Here is a 19,777-nt window from a genome sequence, read left to right as displayed (position 1 = left end):
TTCGGTGTAATTAGTCGATCACTTTAGGGACTAAATAAAGTCCTTCTTCTGTTTGAGGGGCAATAGCTTGATAGGCATCACGGCAGTTTGGCTCGGTGACGTCATCGGCTCGCAGACGTTGTTGTGCGTCCTGGGGATGTGCCATAGGGGCAACACCGTCTGTATTTGCGGATTGAAGCTGGTCGACCAGCGCCAGGACATCGGTAATACTTCTAGCAGCATCTTCGAGCACATCGTCGGCAACGTCGATGCGTGCTAAATGTGCCAGTTTTTCCAGTTCGGATTGATCCACGTGATAACTCCGGGAGTGACTAAGTGAGACGACTAGGGAGTGGTCTCATTTTCGTAATTTGCCTTCCTGTTAGCTCTATTTATGACCGCCGTGAAGCGGGTAATTGAGATCTCAGTCAGCGTTTGATTAAGGGCGCTAAACTTACCACATTTGTGCCTTGCCCTGAATCCCTAGCATTGGTAGAGTTCGCCAATTTGCACAATTATGGCGCTGGTACCATAATGCTTGGAATTTCAGGCTCTTAGAGCCTTAGTGAGAGGCCAAAAAAAGTCTTCAACATGGCAACAGTGAGTGGTTTCTGATAGTCCGTTTTGTGGCTGGGAAACTGCCGATGTTTTAGCCAATGATTGATTGGCTGGTATCAGGGAAGAGCAAAACGAGATTACTCAAAATCCAGAACAACTAAATGGCTGGTACGCACTAGCTCAGGCATCAGATTACTGATAACAATTATAGCGGAAGGTAGACTCCCTCAATGTTATTACCCAAACGCCTACGTGGCATGTTCTCGAATGATTTATCGATCGACCTGGGGACCGCAAATACCCTCATTTTTGTACGCGACCGGGGTATCGTTCTTGACGAACCATCGGTGGTGGCAATCCGTCAACACAATGGCCAAAAGATTGTTGAGGCAGTTGGTGTTGAGGCAAAACGTATGCTGGGCCGTACTCCTGGCAACATTACAGCCATCCGCCCTCTTAAAGATGGCGTTATCGCAGACTTCCAAGTGACTGAAAAAATGTTACAGCACTTTATTAAAAAAGTGCATGAAAACAGCTGGTTTCAACCTAGTCCTCGCGTTTTGGTTTGTGTTCCGTGTCTATCTACCGAAGTTGAAAAGCGTGCTATTCGTGAATCTGCGCTCGGTGCTGGTGCTCGTGAAGTACGTTTGATTGAAGAGCCCATGGCAGCCGCGATTGGTGCAGGTCTCAAAGTTGAAGAAGCAAATGGTTCAATGGTCGTTGATATCGGTGGTGGAACAACTGAGATCGCGATTATTTCTTTGAATGGTGTCGTCTATTCAGATTCCGTCCGCATTGGTGGCGACCGATTTGATGAGGCGATCGTCAATTATGTTCGCCGTAACTATGGCAGTGTTATTGGTGATGCAACGGCTGAGCGAATCAAGCAAGAAATTGGCTGTGCCTACGCAGGAAGCGAAGTCCGCGAAATTGATGTGCGTGGCCGCAATCTAGCGGAAGGGGTGCCGCGAAGCTTTACCCTGAATAGCGATGAAATCCTCGAAGCGCTTCAAGAGCCGCTGACCGGTATAGTTCAAGCAGTGAAAAGCGCATTAGAGCAATCTCCACCTGAACTAGCGTCAGATATTGCTGAGTCGGGTATTGTCTTAACCGGTGGTGGCGCGTTGTTGCGAGACATTGACCGCTTATTGACCGAAGAAACAGGTTTGCCCGTTATTGTTGCTGAGGATCCACTTACCTGTGTTGCCCGAGGTGGTGGTAAGGCAATGGACTTGATGGACAAGCACGCCATTGATTTTCTTTCTAGCTGATGTTCGGCTATGCTGACTTAACTGATCAGAATATGAACAGGAGAGTTTGCGATTAAGCCGCTCTTTTCCAAAAATTCGTCCGCGTCCACTCGCACGCTTATTCTTGCTGCGGTGGCGCTGGTACTGATTCTCTTAGGCAATTACACCTCAGTGCTGGATCCTATCCGCAGCAAACTGGGGGTGGTCTCTACGCCTTTTTACTGGGTAACGAATATTCCTTCTCGCGTTAGTGACTGGGCATCTGAGCGCTTTGCTAGTAAAGCCAAGGTGTTAGAGGAAAATGCGAAGTTGCGCGAAGAGTTACTGATTCACAAGCGCCGCCTCCAGCAAATGGCATCCATCTATGCAGAGAATATTCACCTGCAACAATTAATGAATTCCAGTGAAACGCTTAAAGAGCGGGTTGCGGTAACCGAGCTGACTGGCGTATCACCCGATCCCCTGGCACACGTAGTCATTATCGACAAGGGCTCGAACCACGGTGTCTATGTGGGGCAGCCGCTGGTGGATGCTGACGGTTTGATGGGACAAGTTATCGAGGTGCTTCCGTTTAGCAGTCGCGTCATGCTAATTACCGATAGCTCTCATGCCTTGTCAGTACAAGTGAATCGCAATGGGGTGCGCACTATCGCCGAAGGCGTAGGTGACCTATATACCCTTGAGCTACGCTATGTATCCAGTACGGTGGATATTGAAGAAGGTGATTTGCTCGAAACATCAGGGCTTGGTCAGCGGTTCCCCCGCGGCTACCCGGTGGCAGTGGTTGACTCAATTGTGCATGACCCTGGAAAGCCATTTGTCAGAGTGACTGCTAGGCCGTTGGCACAGTTGGATCGTTCTCGCCATGCGTTATTGGTATTTGTCGACTCGGCAGCCAGTGCTACTCCTTCAGGCGTGGAGGCAGCGTCAGTAGAGAGTCCAAAGGGCGAGGGCTAGGCGTGAATATAGAGACTCAGACGCACAATTACACCGTTGTTGTCTTAAGCTTTGTGGTCGCGATGTGCTTGTCTGTTTACCCGCTACCGGATTCATGGCAGTGGTTCCGACCAGAGTTTGTAGCGTTGCTTGTAATCTATTGGGTCACGGCGTTGCCGCATCAGGTCGGTATTCTGACCGCATTTATTGTTGGGCTGGCGCAGGATATTGTTGAATTAAGCGTCATTGGACTGCATGCACTGTGTCTCGTCGCAGTCGCGTATTTTTGCGTGCTTTCCTATCAACGTATTCGCAGCTATGCGCTGTGGCAGCAGAGCCTTTGGGTGTTTGTGCTGACTGGCATTCATCAGGTTTTCTGGAACTGGGCGCAAAGCTTTAGTGGGCCTAATTCAGATTCATTAATGTTTTTAACCCCGGCTTTAGTCAGCGCGGTGATGTGGCCTGTTATTTTGATTGTGATGGAGTGGGTGCGGATTCGAACGCATGTCCGTCAATACTAATCACCAGTTGTCTTTATCAATGCTCTTTTGGTCACTATCCCCAGCCGTAACTGGTATCTTTGCTCTCTTTAGAGCCTCTATATTGCTGCGAAGTACACGAATAGATTCATCGTTAGTTTGAGACCTCATCTGCGTATAATAGAATATATGGTCTACTGACAAGATCAGCATCACCGGAAAGGAAATTCAGTTGTCTCTCTACCTCGCATCCCAGTCACCGCGCCGGCAAGAGCTTCTCCAGCAAATTGGCGTTGAGTTTGAGGTGATGCCTGCGGCGATCGATGAATCCCCACTTTTCAACGAACCTCCCGTCGAATATGTGCAACGTGTTGCGGTTGCGAAGGCAGCTGCGGTTGCGTCTGCTGACTTGGAAAAGCCATGGCCCGTGTTGGCCGCAGACACTAGCGTGGTTGTCGATAGCGATATTCTCGGTAAACCCGCCGACTTCCATGAATCTTGCGCAATGCTTCGCCGCCTCTCTGGTCGATCGCATAAGGTGCTATCGGCAATTGCGATGATCGCAGGGGGGCAGCAAGAGGTTGTGGTCTCCTCAACGGAGGTCACATTCCGAGCGCTTGATACCGCATTAATTGAAAAATACTGGCAAAGTGGTGAACCCAGGGATAAAGCGGGCAGTTATGGTATCCAAGGTTTGGGTGCGGTGTTCGTAGAAAGAATTGTGGGTAGCTACAGTGGTGTTGTGGGGTTACCTATTGAAGCCTTGGTCCCTTTATTGGAGTTATTCTCAGTGCCGTTTTGGCAGCAGTCGGAATTAAATAAATTATGAGTGATGAGATCCTCGTTAACGTATCGCCAACCGAAACCCGTGTCGCACTGGTCGAAAATGGGCTAGTGCAAGAGGTGTATCTGGAGCGAACTCGCAATAAGGGCCTTGTCAGTAACATTTATCTAGGCAAGGTGGTGCGGGTGCTCCCCGGAATGCAAGCTGCCTTCGTTGATATCGGGCTGGAGCGAGCCGGTTTTATACATGCGAGTGACTTCAGTACCGATGTCGACCTGAAAGTAGATGAGTCCATCATTGATACCAGTGAAGGAAGTGAGTCTAGCCCATCGAGAAATGGATCCAACACTGGTGCTCCACCGGTTAAGGATATTCGCGAGCTAACAGCTGAAGGCAAGCCTCTTTTGGTGCAAGTTATCAAAGAGCCTATTAGTACAAAGGGAGCACGTCTATCGACGCAGATTTCTGTTTCTGCGCGTAACCTAGTCTATATGCCCAATGCGTCCCACATTGGGATATCGACGAAAATCGATGATACAGCGGAGCGTGATCGCCTCCGATCCGCGCTTGAATCGGCTCTAGTGAAGCACGATGCGATCAATACTGGTGGGTTTATTGTGCGAACTGTCGCAGAGGGTTGTAGCGAAGAAGAGTTAGCGGCGGATATTCCTTTCCTGCTAAAACTTTGGGACAGCATTAACAGCACTATTCGTACTGCGAAGGCTCCGAAAATTGTGCATGAAGACTTGCCTTTGGTAAAACGTACGTTGCGTGACTTGGTAAAACCCAAAATAGAAAAAGTACGCATTGATAGCGAACGACTGTTTAAAGAAATGTCCGGGTTCACTGAAACCTTTGCGCCGGAAATTGCTGCAAAGCTAGAGCACTATACCGGCGATCGACCGTTATTTGATTTAAATGGCGTTGAAGATGAGATCGAACGAGCGCTACAAATTCAGGTTCAGTTGAAGTCTGGTGGCTATCTCATTATTGAGCAAACCGAGGCGATGACAACTATCGATGTCAATACGGGTGCGTTTGTTGGGCATCGTAATTTGGAAGAAACTATTTTTAAAACGAATCTTGAGGCTGCTACCACCATTGCGCGACAACTCCGTTTACGGAATCTTGGAGGAATCATCATTCTCGACTTTATTGATATGCAAGAAGTCGAACATCAACGTCAAGTATTGCGTTCGCTAGAAAAGACAATGGAATTGGACAGAGCAAGGACCACCATTACTGGAGTTTCAGAGCTTGGTTTGGTTGAAATGACGCGAAAGCGTACCCGCGAATCATTGGTTCAAGCAATGTGTGAGCCCTGTGAAGTCTGTCACGGGCGTGGCGTTATTAAGACTGCACAAACTGTCTGCTATGAAATTTTTCGCGAAATTATTCGCGAGGCAAAGGTCTACGATAACCAAGGGTTCTTGGTTCTTGCATCGCAAGCGGTTGTTGATTGTTTGTTAGATGAAGAATCTACCAATGTGGCAGACCTCGAGTCTTTTATTGAACGAACAATAGAGTTCAGGGTTGAAACAATTTATAACCAAGATCAATACGATATTGTATTAGTTAAATAGTGTAGAAATTCCACCAGTTTATACAGAAATAAATCACAGAGCATTTGAGCCCAACTAACTTACATTATGATTCCTACAACACGCACATTGGTTAGACGATTCTGGGGAGTGTTTGCTTTCCTCCTGATTTCGTTGGCTGTGCTTGTGACGGTCGGTAGGGAACTCACTCCGTATGTGTCGAATTACAAAGACGACCTGGAACTCATGGTTGAAAAGGCTCTAGGTGTTGATGTTCGTATCGACTCGGTGGAAGGGTCCTGGCAGGGGCTTCAGCCAGAACTGCGTTTGCGTGGTGTGACGTTGAACAATGATGCCGGCGATCAAATATTTGCTGTAAATACCCTGCGGAGCAGAGTTTCCCTACTTGATTCTTTGATTAGCTGGGATTTAGTGATTGGAAAGTTTGAGCTTGTGCAGGTTGAGATGTCTCTTATCCAGAAGGAGGATCGAACCTGGATGTTGAGTGGGTGGGATCCACAAAAGTTGCAGGACGACGGTATTGCAAGCGACGACCCACTTGACCGCTTTTTTTCGGTCAATGAAATAGAATTTCGCGATGCTGAATTAAAATTCGAGTTTGCAACGGGTCATCACAGTGAACTTTCGTTACCGCATCTGCTTTTGCAAAATAGCGGCGATTTCCATCGTTTTGAGTCGCAAGTGGGGGTCGATAGCAACAATGAAGTTATCACGCTGGTGGTTGAAGGTCATGGTGACCCGCGAAGTATCGCCGACTTTAGTGCTAAGGGCTACATCAAACTGCGAAACTTTGAATTAGAAAAAGCAATGGCCGCCCTGCCGGGAGAATTATGGGAAGGCTTGCCCAACAAAGAGTGGCGCGAAGGGCACTTTCTGGATTTTGAAGCCTGGTTCGACATCTATCAGGGGATGGAAATTGTTACGCGCGGGAGAGTCGATGTTGGCGAGCCGCCTGTTGCTATGGATAACGAAGTGCTTTTTCCAAATCAGTCAGGAGCAAATTTTGCAGCGCGATGGAATACAGATGGTTCTTGGGAGTTAAGCTTAAGGGACGTTCTGATGGCGTGGGGGGATTACACGGCGCCGAGTTTTGATGTGTTGATTTCGTCTCCACAGCTCGGCCAACCCGTTACCGTACAAACGGCTGAGCTTGACCTGGATGTATGGCTTCCGCGCGTCAAAGAGATTGGTCTGGTGAAGGGTGAGGCGTTAGCTGCACTGAATGATCTAGATCCCAAGGGGGTTTTGGAGAACCTGCAATTACGTATTGAAGGTGCTGGCGTTGACGCAATCCGTTTGCAGACCAATTTAAATACAGTCAGTGTGGAAAGTTACAACGGCGCACCTAAGTTAGTAAATATTGATGGGTATTTGGAAGCAACGCCATTGGCTGGCTACATCGACTTGGACAGCAAGCAAGGTTTTTCAATGCTGTATCCCACGGTGTATGAAAAGCCTTTCGATCTGTCTGATGCTATAGGAAGAGTGCATTGGGATGTAGACCTTGAGAAGAGGGCAGTGAATGTACACAGCGGGTTAATAACGGCGGACAGCAAATTTGGAGAAGTTGCCGGTTATTTTTCTCTCTTCGTACCTTTCTCCTTCGGTAGTGTGCCGGAGGAATTGATTATTCAGCTGGGCGTGAATAATAGCCAGGCTAAGTTTCAGAATGAGTTGGTTCCCTATGTTGTCCCCCAAACTCTGCGCGATTGGCTCGACAATAATATTCACTCGGGGGATGTGAGTTATGGCGGATTTATCTACCGTGGCGGTTTTACAAGCAAAGAAAACCCTCATACATCATTGCAACTTTTTGTTGATGTGGCTGATGGACGAGTTAGTTATCACCCAAGTTGGCCTGAGTTAACGGATGTAGAAAGTACGGTCTGGCTAGATGACACGACGGTCTACGCTAAAACTCAGCGTGCAAAAACTTACGATACCAAGATAGCTGAAGCATTCGTTACTGTTGATGTCGAGAGTGAAGGGGATATCATCATTGAAGTAGCTGGTGAGGCCAGCGGTACGCTCGATGATGCAATCCGCTTGTTAAACGAAACGCCTTTACGCGATGCTGCCGGTCGTTATTTCGATGAAGTTCAACTGCAAGGCGATCTGTTAACGCAGCTTGAGCTGATGTTGCCTCTGGAAATACAGCGGGCGCAAGAGGGTGAAGGCATCTCTGATACCAGAACGCTGGTAGACAGCGAAAGCCAGGAAGTAGAGCAAGGGGGTGCGCCGGAAGATAAAGCGAATGCCGTAAAACCTGAAGCGGAATTTAGAATTGCAGATGGTGCCAAATATCGCATTGTTGGCAGCTTGGGGGATGTCAGTTTGCGGCATGACCCTTCAAATATCACGATAGAACAAATAGAGGGATCGTTTTCTTATCACGAATCAAATGGTATCAATAGCGATAATTTAACAGGTACTCTGTGGGGGCAAGCCTTGAGTGGGAGTGTTTCTACTAGTAACTTTTTATCAAGTTCTCAAAAGATCAGTATCTTAGCAAACGGCCGAACGAATGTTGACAACGTGGCAGCATGGTTAGATGTTGATATCCCATCGTTTATTCATGGTTCTTCTGAAGTGTTTGCAGACCTTACGTTTTCCTCGCCATCAACAACGGATCAAAGCCAGCCAGATGCAGTATTAACACTGCAAAGTGATTTGTCACAAGTGGTTATTGATGCGCCTGCCCCATTAGGCAAAATGAGTGAAGAAGCACTACCTGTAAAAGTTGAGTTGAATTTTGATGAACAAGGAATGCTCTATTCTCTGGATTATGGCGATCATTTACGAGGGAAAGTGTTGTTGCGTGATAACCAGCTCGCGCAACTAGTCATGAGTGTAAACGATCAGGCGCGATTAAAAGGGCGTGATGGTTGGTTTATCGACGGACATATAGACGCCTTAAATTATGCTGAGTGGCAAGAATTTGTTGAAGCTGTGTTGGCCTATTGGCAAAAACAACCTGGCGGAACTGGCGAAGGCCTATATCCCGTTGTCAATTTGAGTGTGGGCACACTCGATTTTCAAGGGTTTCCGATTACCGACATCGTATTGGGCGTAACCCGCCCAGAAAATAAATGGCTAGTTAACCTCGATTCCGCCACTATTGCGGGTGATATTGAAATTGCTCAAGGTGAGGCGCCAATAGAGTTGATGCTCGACTATTTTCACCTCGTGAATTCTGATGCTAATGTTGATGCGTCGGAGAGTATTGCCGCTGAGGTAGAAACGCAAGAGTCGATAGATCCGCTAGCGGGGGTTGACCCGAAGAGCTTGCCCGCGATGTCAGTCATCGTGAATCAATTTACCATTGATGGTGACGATTTTGGAAATTGGACTTTCAAGTTGACGCCAACCACGACTGGGGTTGAGGTTACGCAATTAGTTGCTGATGTGAAAAATGTTCATATAGACGGAATCAGTCAGACGGGCGCAACGATTTGGTGGGACAAAATAGGCGAACAATCGAGTTCGCGTTTCCAGGGTGTTGTCGTCAGCAAGGACCTTGGAAAGGTTTTAGAGTCTTGGGACCAACCCGCTATGGTGGACAGTGAAGACGCAGTGTTTAAGGCGCAACTCAATTGGGGCGGTTCTCCCGCGAATATATCCACGATCAATATTGCAGGCGATGTGTCGATCGCGATGCAGAGGGGCGCTTTTTCGACGGATGATAGTCAGTCGGGGGCTAGCGGCGCGTTGTTGCAACTTATTAGTTTTTTCAATGTAGATTCTTGGTTGCGTAGGCTCCGTTACAGTTTTTCTGATTTAGGCCGAGAGGGGATGCCCTATCACAATATCGAAGGTATGCTTAATTTTGATCGAGGGACTGTGAATATATATGAACCATTGACCATTGATTCTCCATCAGGGCGCTTTCAAATTACCGGCAGCGTCAACCTCGTAGATGAAGGTGTGGATGCGATGCTCACGGCAACGCTACCGGTCGGTGGGAACTTAACGTTAGTGACGGCATTTGCAGCCGGCTTGCCAGCCGCATTGGGTGTATACCTGATTAGTAAAGCATTTGAAAAACAAGTTGATAAGGTGGCGAGCTTACGTTACGAAGTTAAAGGGTCATTGAATGATCCTGAACTTAAGTTCGAGCGCGTCTCGGATAAAAAAGTTGTCGAATCGGTTGTCCCTGAAATATCTCCTCAGGAGGACGACGATGGCAGTGCGATAAACTCATCGCCTGATTCCGACGAATCACTACCTCATGAATTGCCTGTGGATGCGGCTGATGTGATCGATCATCAAAAGGGGGAGCTGGACGCGGAGAGTGATGCTTCTTCAAGGAGCGGCACCGAAGGCGTAGGTGATGCTCAGGAAGCGCTTGATGCTCAACGCAATTCTATGTATTACCTTGAAGCAGCGTAATCTCTTCCCAAAGGTTTTTTAGAGCATTGTATCCCTTAAAAACTTAAATAATTTCCGCGTGTTAGCAGGCGGCTTGCCGTTCCCTTGTTCTTTTACTGCATTGCGCACCAGTTGCCTAAAGGTTTGACGGTCCGTATCTGGGTACTCGTTTAAAAACGCGGTGACATCGTTAGAGTTGTTTTCCAGCAAACGATCACGCCATTGTTCAACAAGGTGGTGACGTTTGATAGTTCTGGTTTGCTCAGCGTCCATTTCTGCAAAACGCGCATGGATGGATTCTAAATCTTGTTTACGCATTTGCTTGCCGATGTATTGAAGTAGCCTACGCTTCGCTTCATTTTTTGCGACACGTCGATATTCTTCGATTCCCGACAACAGTTCCTCGGTAAGTACAAAGTTTGCGCGTTGTTGCTCGTTCAGGTCCGCTAAACGCTTCCCAAGTTCTTGAAGTTCATGCATTTCACGCTTGAGTTGCGATTTACTGACGTAGACTATTTCTTCGGCATCACCTTCAGGCTCATCACTTATAGTATCTGTGGCATTGATAGCGGGCTCAGCGGGTGAGTCTGGCGTGTCGGATGGGTCTTTAGTATTTGTGTGGTGAAATTCTTTCATGATTCGATAATTACTATTGACGATTAAGCGTAAAACATAGTCGCTAAACCGAGAAACGAGAGAAAACCAACAACGTCCGTGACTGTTGTTAAAAGGACGCCACCGGCTAATGCTGGATCTATCTCCATGCGTTTTAAGAAGATGGGTAGCAAGGTGCCAGCAAGTGCGGCGGCAATGAGGCTTATAATCATTGCGGCTCCAATGATTAAGGCTATATCAAAATCCTTCATCCAAAACGAAACCACTAGCCCCATGATGACGGCCCATAATACCCCGTTCATTGCAGACACTAAAAACTCCCGGGATAAAAGCCAATTTATGTTGTTGCGACCAATGTGCCCTAAGGCCATGCCGCGAATCATTACAGTGAGCGTTTGGTTCCCGGCAACACCTCCCATACTGGCAACGATAGGCATGAGAACCGCGAGAGCCACGATTTTATCAATGGTCTCTTTAAAGTTGTCGATGACTAAAGAGGCAATGATCGCAGTGACAAGATTGATACCCAACCATACAGCACGCCTTGGTGCAGTCTTCATGACGGAGGCAAATGTTGCACCTTCTGCATCAAGACCGGCCATGCTCATAAGTGAGTGATCAGCGTCTTCGCGGATAACGTCTACCGCGTCATCAATGGTAATGCGTCCTAGTACCTTACCTTCTTCATCGATCACTGGCGTTGAAACCCAATCGTGTTGTTCAAACAAGCGAGCGACTTCAATATCAGGCATGTCAGCAGGGATTGCTTCGACGTCCGTTTCCATCACTTCGCGCACCGTCATGTTTGGGTCGGTGGTCAATAACTTACGAAGAGTTAGCAGCCCTAGATATTTACCATCACGATTGACAACAATAACGTTGTCGGTCGATTGTGGAAGTTCTTCGTGACGACGCAAGTAGCGCAGCACAATGTCGAGGGTTAGGTTGGGCCGGACAGTAATGATGTCTGAGCTCATTAACCCGCCGGCCGTATCGCCAGCATATGACAGCAGCGACTCTACTCGTTCACGGTTTTGTTCGCTCATCGCCGCTAACACTTGCTGGATAATTTGGTCCGGCAGTTGTTGCAGAATATCGGCTACGTCGTCGTCGTCGAGGTCTTCTGTGACAGCGGCGACTTCCTCGGTGTTCATTTGGTTGAGGAAGTAAAGCTGGTTTTCTTCGGATAGTTCTTGAAGAACTTCACCCTCAAGGTCTTTGTCAATTAATCGCCACAGCGCTAGCCGAGATCGAGGGGGTGAAGATTCCAGTAAGTGAGCGATTTCTACCGGGCGGAGGCCATTTAGCATACGTCGCACAGGCTGAAACGCGCCGCTCTCTAGCGCGTCGGTAATCCGAGCTAGATGGGCTTGTGTTTGCGCTTTTAACTGGTCTGTAGATGGCTGCATATAAGTGAAAATCGCTAGAGGGCTTTGTCCCGGTAAGTGTAACTGATAGTGCGTTAATTTGCTTTTCGCTCAGGGCTTCGCGTAAACATGTAAGCCTTATTCTTCTTCATCAAATCGGTTATTAATCAGCGCTACAATTGCTTCCATGGCCTGCTGCTCGTCTTTGCCTTCGCTGGTAATCACAAGCTCAGTACCTTTACTTGCGGCGAGAAGCATAAGAGACATGACACTTTTGCCGTCTACACGAGTTTGTTGACTGCCGATGGTAATCTTACTGCCAAACCGACCGCAGGTTTTAGCCAGCTTTGCTGCTGCCCGAGCATGTAGGCCGAGTTTATTTATTATTGTAATTTGTTGTTCAACCATAAAAGTGTTAATTCCAAGGTCGCTTAGATCGCTTAATTGTGATCGGTCATATTTAATTCACGGTGTCTCACCAATACATTTTTGTATGCTTTACTGAAGTGTGTAAACAATTGGTTCGACAGGTAGACAGAGCGATGTTGGCCGCCAGTACAGCCAATGGCAATCGTAATGTAGCTACGATTATTTGCTTGGTGTTTGGGTAACCACCGCTCTAAATAAGCGGTGATATCAGCAAGCATATCTTGCACGTCGTCATGTCCCGACAAAAATGTTTCGATAGGTTCTTCAAGGCCATTAAAGTTCCGCAAGTGCGGCTTCCAATACGGGTTTGGTAGGCAGCGCACGTCGTAGACAATTTCAGCGTCAGCCGGTATTCCGTGTTTGAAGCCGAAAGACTCAAACAAAATAGACATTTCTGAAGCATCTGCGCCAAGTACACGGGTTTTAATGAGATCACGGAGCTCATGCAAATTTAGGCTAGTTGTGTCGATAACTAGATCTGACAGATCTGCGATGGGTTCGAGTAAGGAGCGCTCGGCGTGAATGGCTTGTTTGAGGTCTGTATTTTCATCACTCAGGGGGTGTTTTCTACGTGTTTCACTGTAACGTTGAATGAGAATGTTGTTTTTTGCATCGAGAAAAACTATCTCACATTTAACCCCTAGTGCTTCGATCGCTGTGAGAGTTTGTGGAAACTGTTTTAAGTCTTGCCAGGTGTTTCTGGCATCAATGCTGATAGCAAATTTTTGGTGACCATCACCATCGGGGTTAAGCGTCTTTATATGGTCAACTAATTGCGGTAGCAAGGAAGCTGGTAGGTTGTCCACGCACGTGAAACCAGCATCTTCGAGAAGGTGTAGCGCGGTACTCTTGCCTGAGCCGGAATGGCCGCTAATGACAATCAAACGCATAATTGAAACCTTTTAGCTCCATTAGGTTGAGCCTTAGAGTTTGCTCAAAAGGCGCTGGCCCGGTTATCGATACCGATTATTTATTTCGTTAGATATCGTTAAATACTTCGGTGGCACATTTGAATAAAGATTCATCGCTATTGGCCCGCCTGATGATATTAAGATTAGACGGATTACTAAACGCTTGCGCTAGTAGAGACAGGGTTTGCAGGTGCTGATTCTCCGCTTCGTCGGGCACCAGCAACGCAAACACGATATCTACTGGGGAATCATCAATTGCTTCAAATTCAATCGCCGTATCGAGAGTGAATAAGACGCCCACGGCATTGGCTAAGTTTTTGACCCGACAATGCGGTATTGCAATACCTTGCCCAATACCAGTAGAGCCTAGTCTCTCTCGATTCACTAGTTCTCTGAATAATTCATCCGACGAGAGTGCCGGGTAGTCTTCTGCGATTTTTTTTGCTGTTTCTTCCAAAACCCGCTTCTTGCTGCCACCAGCAATGTGGCAACAAGTGCGAGAGGGGGAGAGTATCTTGCTAATGTCCATAGGTTGGTTAACTGCTCGCGAGACGACTAGCGATGGCTACGTTGCTTTTCTTTGTGCTTAATGAGCTGTCGGTCAAGCTTGTCTGACAGAAGATCGATCGCAGCGTATAAATCTTCATTGCTAGAATCCGCAAAAAAATCTTTACCGCTAACGTGTACAGTGGCTTCTGCTTTTTGCTCCAGCTTGTCGACTGACAAGATAACGTTAACCGACGTAATCTGGTCGCTGTGTCGGTTGAGTTTGTCGAGTTTGTTGGCGACATAATCTTTAATGGAGTCGGTGAGATCGAGGTGATGGCCACTGATGTTTAATTGCATAGTGCAGCTCCTAATTGTGTAGGGGAACTCTGTCCGTTATATGACAATAATTGATTGTTTTGCGGGTCACATTACATACTTGGGGCGTTGACTCCTGTTGGATATAAGCCTCTTTGCCTAAGTAGGCGCTATGACTGTAGCGGAAGTAAGGTCGCGACAAATGTGTCGAGTTAATCGCTGGATACTTTTCACACAAGCCGTTTGCGTTCGTTAGAAGCGGGAATGTTTAGAGACTCCCGATACTTGGCTATAGTGCGTCTTGCTACTTGAATACCTTGCTCGGCCAATAGTTCGGCAATTTTACTATCACTGAGTGGTTTTTTCGGATTTTCCGCAACAACCAGTTTCTTAATTATAGCGCGGATAGCGGTAGATGAGCATTCTCCGCCGCTGTCGGTACTGACATGACTAGAGAAAAAATATTTTAGCTCAAATATCCCCTGTGGCGTGTGCATATACTTTTGCGTTGTCACACGGGAAATAGTGGATTCATGCATCCCCACCGCCTCAGCAACGTCGTGAAGAACTAGTGGCTTCATCGCCTCTGGACCATAGTCTAAGAAACCGCGTTGCTTTTCTACGATACAGGTGGCAACTTTTAACAAGGTTTCGTTACGGCTATGCAAACTTTTTAGAAACCATCGCGCTTCCTGCAAATTATCTCTCAAGAAGGTGTTGTCACTACTATTGTCGGCTCGCTTAATCAATGCAGAATAGGCTGGGTTGATACGCAGCTTAGGTGCGATATCAGGATTTAGCTTCACTGCCCACCGGTCGTCCTCTTTACTGACGAATACATCCGGTACGACATATTCGGTTTCCCCAGCGTTAATTTGTTCACCTGGGCGAGGGTTTAAGCTTTGAATTAATAAAATCGTATCGCGTAGTTCCGCTTCTTTGAGCTTTGTTTTACGCATTAATTGTTTGTAATCTCGACTACCGAGCAATGCTAGGTGGTCTTTGACGACGACGAAGGCGTCTTTTAAATAAGGTGTATCTTCAGCGAACTGTTTCAGCTGGATGAGTAGGGACTCTTGGAGGTCGTGAGCACAAACACCGGGTGGGTCAAATTGTTGCAGTCGATGTAAAACGGCATTGACTTCATCTTCTTCGAGTTCTTCCAGGCTATCTTCGATACCGTGAAATATCTCATTGGTGGTTTGAGAAAGGAAACCAGACGGCTCAACAGCATCAAGAATTGACATGGCGATGACGCGGTCTCGATCAGACATTGGCGTCAAATTAAGCTGCCACATTAGGTGATCGTATAGAGACTCTGTGACAGTACGCCGGGAGTCGTAATCGTAGTCTTCGTCTTCAGGGCCACTAGCGACAGGGCCTGTTGACGGTTGGTAGATATCGTCCCAACTGGTATCGACTGGAAGTTCATTGGGGATTTCATTATTCCAGTCTGACTCAGGGTAATCTTGCGAGTCATCACTTGAATTGGGTGCGCTATTCTCGAAATTATCGTTGTTATAAAGGTCTTGAGGGTCATTGGCGGAGTCGCCATCGGATGTACTGGTTGCTTCGCTGGTATTCTCCGAATTTGAATCAGTATCACCGCTGCCTCCATCCGAACCTGAATCATCTTCAGATATCTCCAACATTGGATTGGAATCTAGCGCATCTTGGATCTCTTGCTGTAAATCCAAGGTGGACAGTTGCAGAAGCTTAATTGCTTGCTGCAATTGCGGTGTCATTGTGAGCTGTTGGCCCAGCTTAAGTTGAAGCGATTGTTTCATAGATGACGGCGACTGCGTTGCACTTTAACTTGCCAAGCACAACTTCGGTTTGATAGTGCGAGCGTTGACAAGATCTTGTTGCTCAACCGTGAGACTTGGCTTTCCCTTAATTTACATCAGCTAAATTGTCTAGAAAGGATGTGCCAATTTGGAACCCCTGACTAAGTGTAGACAGGCTACCGCGACGCGGCAATCTTGACAAGCAATGTTTATGCCTGTGGTCAAAAAATCGCTTATTTAATGAAAATTGGTTTGTAAAAAACGCGGTTAATAGCGAATTAGACGTTGACTTGAGGCGTGTCGATAGGCCTATAGACGAAAATGTTCGCCCAGATAAACTTTGCGAACTTTCTGGTTGTTCAGAACTTGTTCGGGGCTACCCGACTCGATGATATGACCTTCACTAACAATGAAAGCGCGCTCGCAAATATCGAGCGTTTCTCTTACATTGTGATCGGTAATGAGCACGCCGATACCGCGTTCTTTTAGGTGAGTGATGATGCCTTTGATGTCGTTAACGGATATTGGGTCAACGCCCGCGAAGGGTTCGTCCAACAAAATAAAGGCAGGATCAGTGGCTAACGCTCGCGCAATTTCCACTCGACGGCGTTCGCCGCCTGATAACGCCATGCCTAGGCTGTCGCGTAAGTGGGTGATATTGAACTCGACTAACAATTCCTCCATTTTGTGGAGGCGCTGTTTACGATTGAGTTGGGGGCGCGTCTCGAGAATACTGAGAATATTGTCAGCGACCGATAACTTGCGAAAAACCGAAGCCTCTTGAGGTAAATAGCCTATGCCCGCTTTAGCGCGATCATGCATAGCAAATTGAGTAATATTGAGGTCGTCGATGAAGATCTCGCCACGCAAAGGTTTAATCAGGCCTGCGATCATATAAAAACAGGTTGTTTTCCCTGCACCGTTTGGGCCGAGTAAGCCGACTACCTCTCGAGCAGATACAGACACCGAAACATCTGAAACCACATCTCTCCCTTTATAGCGCTTAGCAAGGTTTTCGGCACGAAGAGTGGACATTGGCTACTCCGCTTTATTGTTAGATGGCGGTTGTTCGTCACTCGCGCCACGGTTGCGCGGAGGGCTAACCAGTTTGATAGTGTCGTCGCCGGCTTCTGCTTCTACCAGGGAGCTACTGACATCGTAGAACAGCTTGGCTGCGGTGATGGTTGTACCGCTTTGCTCAAATACAGCGTTACCTGAAATTAAAACTTGCTCGCTGCCCACTCGGTACTCAATGTGGTTACCCTTAACCGTTATTACGCCTTGATCGCTTGATGGCTGCTGTTGCAGTGTGGCAGGTTCGCCAATGGCAATAATTTTGTTGGGGTTATTGATGTTGCCGTGCGCGGTCAATTCGTCTGACATGATTTTCAGTGAGCCCTGAGTGACGACGACGTTCTTAGAATAAGTGGCGACCTCATTCGCAGTATCAATGCGCATACGGCCTTGCATTTCGATATCAATCTCTTGGTCTTTATCTGTTGGTAGCGCCAGCACTGGCTGGGCGATGAGCCAAAGGCTCAGTGCCATAAATGTTTGATGAAGACGGCACATTAGGTCAATCCTTACTCAGTTTCGGGTGACTGTGATGGGGTCACAGCCTCGTTTGGTTGGCCTGGCATGGTGGGCGTTGATTGTAACAGTTCACCGTGTGTTGGTGGCTCATGCTTCCCCTTAACCTTGGATAAGAGCGTGAACACTTGTTGTTTGAAATCAACTTCCATTCCTAGGCCACTGTAAACGGCTCTGGGGTAGCGGATGATAACAGTTTTATCCGATTCGGCTAATTGGCGATTTGGAAAAAGCGATATGCTCGGTGCGGTAATACGAGTTTCACCGTCTTCCAGAGATTGCCACGCGTTGACATTGGTACTTAGCTCAAGCTTTTCGCCGTTTTCAGTGGCCCTACCTTGCTCAGCGCTCAAGTGCCATGGAGTGGCATCGGCCTTATAAAAATAAAATCGCGGATTTTGAATGGCAGTGAAATCTTTCGGGCTAGGTTTATTGAGGTTTGCTTGGAAATGTTGAGCTTCGCTGGCCTCGAATTTGTGAGCGAGTTTGCCGCTATCATCAAATTGCAGTGTTTCGATCCCACTTATAAAAAACGTCGGGAATTGCTGCGCTTTTTCGCTACTCGCTAGTGGGGTTGGCAGCTTTTTGGGTGTGTATTCGACGACGAATACGACAAAAGCAATTGATATAAAGAGCGCAACCGGGATCCAATTTTTTTTCATAGCAAGCTGTTTATTTTGTGGTCGCTAAGTTATTGGAGGAACTTGTTGAGTGCATCTTCATAGGTTCCTTGCGCTTTCATAATGATGTCGCAAGCTTCTCGCACCGCGCCGTCACCACCTCGGTATTGGCTCTGCCAATCAACGCGTTGTTTAATTTCTTCATGGGCATTAGTGACCGTAAAACTCAAGCCGACCGCTTGCATAGCAATCAAATCCGGATAGTCGTCACCCATAAAGGCGATGTTGTCTAAAGCGATGTTGGCTTCTTGTGCGATTTTTGTGACCGATTCGCGCTTGTTTTTGGATCCCTGGATGACAAAAGCAATGTCTAAGTCCCTAGCGCGACGCGCAACTAATTCGCTCTTGCGACCGGTCACTATGCCTACTTTGACTCCGCTGTCTTGTAGTAGGCGAATGCCTTGGCCGTCTAGAATATTAAACGCTTTGAGCTCTTCGCCTTGGTTGCCGAAATACAGTTTGCCATCGGTAAGAATGCCATCGACGTCCAGAAGCAGCAATTTGATTTGTCGTAGTTTTTCAGTTGTTTGAGCAGGTAGTGCAGAAGAATTCATAGGTCAAATGACGCCCGCGCGCAGAATATCGTGTAGGTGAATGATGCCAACTGGGTGTTGATTTTCCTCGACCACCAGCGCAGTAATTTTTTTGTCTTCCATTATGCCAAGTGCTTCTGCCGCGAGCATATGGCGTTCAACGGTTTTCGGTGAACTGTTCATAATGTCGCATATTGCCAGTCTGTTAATATCTTGTTTTTTATCGACAGCGCGGCGTAAATCGCCATCGGTGAAAATACCAAGAAGATCGCCTTCATCATCGACGATGGTAGTCAGTCCTAGGCCTTTTTCGGTCATGACAACCAAAGCCTCCGGAACAGAAACCCCACGGTGAACTTGGGGAATTTGTTCGCCGCTGTGCATTAAGTCTTCAACCATCACCAATAGCTTGCGGCCTAGAGCGCCGCCAGGGTGCGAGAATGCAAAATCTTCGGCCGTAAACCCGCGGGCCTCGAGCAGCGCGATAGCTAATGCATCACCCATGACCAATGTTGCAGTGGTGCTCGAAGTCGGGGCTAAATCTAAAGGGCAAGCTTCTGATGCTACGCTGATATCGAGATGATAGTTTGCTGCCTTTCCCAGAGGGGAGTCGGCTTTGCCGGACATGCTTATTAAAGGCACACCCATTCGTTTTAATAGTGGCAGTAGCGTGACTATTTCTGCAGAGCTACCTGAATTTGAAATTGCTATCACGACATCGTTTTTAGTGATCATGCCCAGGTCACCATGGCTGGCTTCTCCTGGGTGGACAAAAAAAGCGGGTGTGCCAGTGCTGGCTAAGGTTGCGGCGATTTTGCTGCCGATGTGGTGAGACTTGCCCATTCCTGTAACAACGACCCGGCCTTGGCAATCTAGTATTGCATTGCAAGCGTGATAAAACTGCTCGTCAATTCGATCGGCTAGAGCAGCAATGGCTTTGGTTTCGATGTCGATAGTGCGTTTAGCGACGCTTATGCAATCTAGTTTATCCATTCGGATTCCGTTGAGTGATTGGCTTTGCAATACCTGTTAGGTAAGCAGCTTGGGCCTTTGTTCCGGGTCGCGATAGGTTACCCGCTAGCGACCCTTGATCGTGGCGCATGCTATAACGTTAGGCGGTAAAAGTCAGCACAGCGCCAAGACTT

At 47.5% G+C, this 19,777-nt stretch carries 19 protein-coding genes; 6 read left to right on the top strand and 13 right to left on the bottom strand.

What is annotated here, in order from left to right; genetic code table 11:
• Window positions 1–10: 10 nt before the first annotated feature.
• The gene (gene gatC / locus ACZ5NB_RS12495; RefSeq protein WP_460233956.1) at window positions 11–292 is read right to left on the bottom strand and encodes an Asp-tRNA(Asn)/Glu-tRNA(Gln) amidotransferase subunit GatC; all 282 of its coding nucleotides are present in this window, start codon (window positions 290–292) and stop codon (window positions 11–13) included.
• 475 nt (window positions 293–767) lie between these two features.
• Here gatC and ACZ5NB_RS12490 point away from each other — a divergent pair, with 475 nt between their 5' ends.
• The 6 genes from ACZ5NB_RS12490 to ACZ5NB_RS12465 all read left to right on the top strand — a co-directional run bounded on the left by ACZ5NB_RS12490 (window position 768) and on the right by ACZ5NB_RS12465 (window position 9,937).
• The gene (locus tag ACZ5NB_RS12490; RefSeq protein ID WP_460233954.1) at window positions 768–1,808 is read left to right on the top strand and encodes a rod shape-determining protein; all 1,041 of its coding nucleotides are present in this window, start codon (window positions 768–770) and stop codon (window positions 1,806–1,808) included.
• Between the two features lie 51 nt (window positions 1,809–1,859).
• Window positions 1,860–2,744, top strand: coding sequence for a rod shape-determining protein MreC (mreC, locus tag ACZ5NB_RS12485; RefSeq protein WP_460234014.1), 885 nt, complete (start codon window positions 1,860–1,862; stop codon window positions 2,742–2,744).
• Window positions 2,745–2,746: 2 nt separating this feature from the next.
• Window positions 2,747–3,244 (top strand): rod shape-determining protein MreD, encoded by a 498-nt coding sequence (gene mreD / locus ACZ5NB_RS12480; RefSeq protein WP_460233953.1) that lies wholly within the window; start codon window positions 2,747–2,749, stop codon window positions 3,242–3,244.
• Window positions 3,245–3,434: 190 nt separating this feature from the next.
• On the top strand, window positions 3,435–4,031 hold the full coding sequence (locus ACZ5NB_RS12475) for a Maf family protein (RefSeq protein WP_460233952.1): 597 nt from the start codon (window positions 3,435–3,437) through the stop codon (window positions 4,029–4,031).
• Entirely contained in the window at window positions 4,028–5,569 is a 1,542-nt protein-coding gene (rng, locus tag ACZ5NB_RS12470; protein WP_460233950.1) for a ribonuclease G, read from the top strand. Before ACZ5NB_RS12475 ends, rng begins: the two co-directional genes overlap by 4 nt.
• A gap of 66 nt (window positions 5,570–5,635) precedes the next feature.
• On the top strand, window positions 5,636–9,937 hold the full coding sequence (locus ACZ5NB_RS12465) for a YhdP family phospholipid transporter (protein ID WP_460233949.1): 4,302 nt from the start codon (window positions 5,636–5,638) through the stop codon (window positions 9,935–9,937).
• 18 nt (window positions 9,938–9,955) lie between these two features.
• Here ACZ5NB_RS12465 and yjgA read toward each other — a convergent pair whose 3' ends face one another.
• The 12 genes from yjgA to ACZ5NB_RS12405 form a co-directional block, all read right to left on the bottom strand.
• A complete protein-coding gene (gene yjgA / locus ACZ5NB_RS12460; RefSeq protein WP_460233948.1) occupies window positions 9,956–10,552 on the bottom strand; it encodes a ribosome biogenesis factor YjgA in 597 nt (198 codons plus the stop codon).
• Between the two features lie 23 nt (window positions 10,553–10,575).
• On the bottom strand, window positions 10,576–11,940 hold the full coding sequence (gene mgtE, locus ACZ5NB_RS12455) for a magnesium transporter (protein WP_460233947.1): 1,365 nt from the start codon (window positions 11,938–11,940) through the stop codon (window positions 10,576–10,578).
• Between the two features lie 96 nt (window positions 11,941–12,036).
• On the bottom strand, window positions 12,037–12,306 hold the full coding sequence (locus tag ACZ5NB_RS12450; RefSeq protein WP_460233946.1) for an HPr family phosphocarrier protein: 270 nt from the start codon (window positions 12,304–12,306) through the stop codon (window positions 12,037–12,039).
• Between the two features lie 32 nt (window positions 12,307–12,338).
• On the bottom strand, window positions 12,339–13,217 hold the full coding sequence (rapZ, locus tag ACZ5NB_RS12445) for an RNase adapter RapZ (RefSeq protein ID WP_460233945.1): 879 nt from the start codon (window positions 13,215–13,217) through the stop codon (window positions 12,339–12,341).
• An 88-nt stretch (window positions 13,218–13,305) separates the two neighbouring features.
• Window positions 13,306–13,767 carry a PTS sugar transporter subunit IIA gene (locus tag ACZ5NB_RS12440; RefSeq protein WP_460233944.1) on the bottom strand — a complete coding sequence of 154 codons (462 nt, stop codon included), beginning with the start codon at window positions 13,765–13,767 and terminating at the stop codon, window positions 13,306–13,308.
• Window positions 13,768–13,793: 26 nt separating this feature from the next.
• Window positions 13,794–14,084 (bottom strand): ribosome hibernation-promoting factor, HPF/YfiA family, encoded by a 291-nt coding sequence (gene hpf / locus ACZ5NB_RS12435; RefSeq protein ID WP_460233942.1) that lies wholly within the window; start codon window positions 14,082–14,084, stop codon window positions 13,794–13,796.
• 188 nt (window positions 14,085–14,272) lie between these two features.
• A complete protein-coding gene (locus ACZ5NB_RS12430; RefSeq protein WP_460233941.1) occupies window positions 14,273–15,829 on the bottom strand; it encodes an RNA polymerase factor sigma-54 in 1,557 nt (518 codons plus the stop codon).
• 309 nt (window positions 15,830–16,138) lie between these two features.
• Window positions 16,139–16,864: an LPS export ABC transporter ATP-binding protein gene (gene lptB / locus ACZ5NB_RS12425; protein ID WP_460233939.1), complete on the bottom strand. Its 726-nt coding sequence runs from the start codon at window positions 16,862–16,864 to the stop codon at window positions 16,139–16,141.
• 3 nt (window positions 16,865–16,867) lie between these two features.
• Window positions 16,868–17,401: a lipopolysaccharide transport periplasmic protein LptA gene (gene lptA, locus ACZ5NB_RS12420; RefSeq protein ID WP_460233937.1), complete on the bottom strand. Its 534-nt coding sequence runs from the start codon at window positions 17,399–17,401 to the stop codon at window positions 16,868–16,870.
• 11 nt (window positions 17,402–17,412) lie between these two features.
• Window positions 17,413–18,081 carry an LPS export ABC transporter periplasmic protein LptC gene (gene lptC / locus ACZ5NB_RS12415; protein WP_460233936.1) on the bottom strand — a complete coding sequence of 223 codons (669 nt, stop codon included), beginning with the start codon at window positions 18,079–18,081 and terminating at the stop codon, window positions 17,413–17,415.
• A 29-nt stretch (window positions 18,082–18,110) separates the two neighbouring features.
• Window positions 18,111–18,653, bottom strand: coding sequence for a KdsC family phosphatase (locus tag ACZ5NB_RS12410; protein ID WP_460233935.1), 543 nt, complete (start codon window positions 18,651–18,653; stop codon window positions 18,111–18,113).
• 3 nt (window positions 18,654–18,656) lie between these two features.
• Entirely contained in the window at window positions 18,657–19,625 is a 969-nt protein-coding gene (locus tag ACZ5NB_RS12405; RefSeq protein ID WP_460233934.1) for a KpsF/GutQ family sugar-phosphate isomerase, read from the bottom strand.
• Between the last annotated feature and the right edge of the window lie 152 nt (window positions 19,626–19,777).

This window comes from Aurantivibrio plasticivorans (genome assembly GCF_055392955.1).
The sequence above is the reverse complement of the archived record's forward strand: the minus strand, read 5'-3'. Positions and strand labels throughout refer to the sequence as shown.

Bases quoted from the DNA above. Each gene is read 5' to 3' on its own strand.
- ACZ5NB_RS12490 (WP_460233954.1), top strand. From the start codon at position 768: ATGTTATTACCCAAACGCCTACGTGGCATGTTCTCGAATGATTTATCG.
- rng (WP_460233950.1), top strand. From the start codon at position 4,028: ATGAGTGATGAGATCCTCGTTAACGTATCGCCAACCGAAACCCGTGTC.
- ACZ5NB_RS12465 (WP_460233949.1), top strand. From the start codon at position 5,636: ATGATTCCTACAACACGCACATTGGTTAGACGATTCTGGGGAGTGTTT.
- yjgA (WP_460233948.1), bottom strand. From the start codon at position 10,552: ATGAAAGAATTTCACCACACAAATACTAAAGACCCATCCGACACGCCA.
- mgtE (WP_460233947.1), bottom strand. From the start codon at position 11,940: ATGCAGCCATCTACAGACCAGTTAAAAGCGCAAACACAAGCCCATCTA.
- ACZ5NB_RS12450 (WP_460233946.1), bottom strand. From the start codon at position 12,306: ATGGTTGAACAACAAATTACAATAATAAATAAACTCGGCCTACATGCT.
- rapZ (WP_460233945.1), bottom strand. From the start codon at position 13,217: ATGCGTTTGATTGTCATTAGCGGCCATTCCGGCTCAGGCAAGAGTACC.
- ACZ5NB_RS12440 (WP_460233944.1), bottom strand. From the start codon at position 13,767: ATGGACATTAGCAAGATACTCTCCCCCTCTCGCACTTGTTGCCACATT.
- hpf (WP_460233942.1), bottom strand. From the start codon at position 14,084: ATGCAATTAAACATCAGTGGCCATCACCTCGATCTCACCGACTCCATT.
- ACZ5NB_RS12430 (WP_460233941.1), bottom strand. From the start codon at position 15,829: ATGAAACAATCGCTTCAACTTAAGCTGGGCCAACAGCTCACAATGACA.
- lptB (WP_460233939.1), bottom strand. From the start codon at position 16,864: ATGTCCACTCTTCGTGCCGAAAACCTTGCTAAGCGCTATAAAGGGAGA.
- lptA (WP_460233937.1), bottom strand. From the start codon at position 17,401: ATGTGCCGTCTTCATCAAACATTTATGGCACTGAGCCTTTGGCTCATC.
- lptC (WP_460233936.1), bottom strand. From the start codon at position 18,081: ATGAAAAAAAATTGGATCCCGGTTGCGCTCTTTATATCAATTGCTTTT.
- ACZ5NB_RS12410 (WP_460233935.1), bottom strand. From the start codon at position 18,653: ATGAATTCTTCTGCACTACCTGCTCAAACAACTGAAAAACTACGACAA.
- ACZ5NB_RS12405 (WP_460233934.1), bottom strand. From the start codon at position 19,625: ATGGATAAACTAGATTGCATAAGCGTCGCTAAACGCACTATCGACATC.